The organism is Mesorhizobium sp. M2A.F.Ca.ET.067.02.1.1 (assembly GCF_004023285.1).
Classification (GTDB): domain Bacteria; phylum Pseudomonadota; class Alphaproteobacteria; order Rhizobiales; family Rhizobiaceae; genus Mesorhizobium.
The window spans coordinates 1-830 of record NZ_RZSB01001279.1 but is presented as its reverse complement, the minus strand read 5'-3'; the positions used below and the strand labels follow the sequence as shown (position 1 = coordinate 830).

General features: G+C 67.5%; 1 protein-coding gene. It reads left to right on the top strand.

Going from position 1 to position 830, the window contains the following annotated elements:
* Nucleotides 1–830: thymidine phosphorylase (locus tag EOA28_RS37300; protein ID WP_128315916.1), on the top strand; the 830-nt coding region annotated here is incomplete at both ends.

Below are 830 nucleotides of genomic sequence, written 5' to 3'. Positions count from 1 at the left end.
GGACAAGATGGATGCCATTCCCGGCTATGCCAGCCAGCCGGATTTACCGCTTTTCCGCAAGACGGTGCTCGAGACCGGCTGCGCCATCATCGGCCAGACCGCCGATCTGGCGCCCGCCGACCGCAGGCTCTACGCGATCCGCGATGTGACGGGAACGGTCGAATCCATACCGCTGATCACCGCTTCGATCCTGTCGAAGAAGCTTGCCGCGGGCCTGGGCTCGCTGGTGCTCGACGTCAAGCTCGGCAACGGCGCCTTCATGGAAAAGTCGCGCGATGCGGTGGCCCTGGCGAACAGCCTGGTGGAGGTCGCCAACGGCGCCGGTCTGAGCGCATCGGCGCTGGTGACGGGCATGAACGAACCGCTGGCCTCCGCTGCCGGCAACGCGGTTGAGGTAAAGAATGCCGTGGACTTCCTCACCGGCCGTTTTCGCGACAAGCGGCTGGAGGACGTGACGGTGGCGTTGGCGGCCGAGATGCTGCAGTCGGCAGGGCTGGTTTCGTCGCAGCAAGATGGTCTCAGGCGCGCGACCGAAGCGCTCGCCGGCGGCCGGGCGGCTTCCGTCTTCGCGCGGATGGTGGCAGTGCTTGGCGGTCCCGGCGATTTCATCGAGAAGCCGGAAAAGTATCTGCCGACGGCGCCGGTCGAACTGGCCGTGACGGCGGAACAGGACGGGTTCGTGACCGGCATTGCCACGCGCGATATCGGGCTGGCCGTTGTCACGCTCGGCGGCGGGCGTTCCCGTCCGGATGACAAGATCGATCATGCGGTCGGCTTGACCCGGCTGTTGCCGGTCGGCCCCGAGGCGCGCTCAGGCGCGGCGCTGGCGC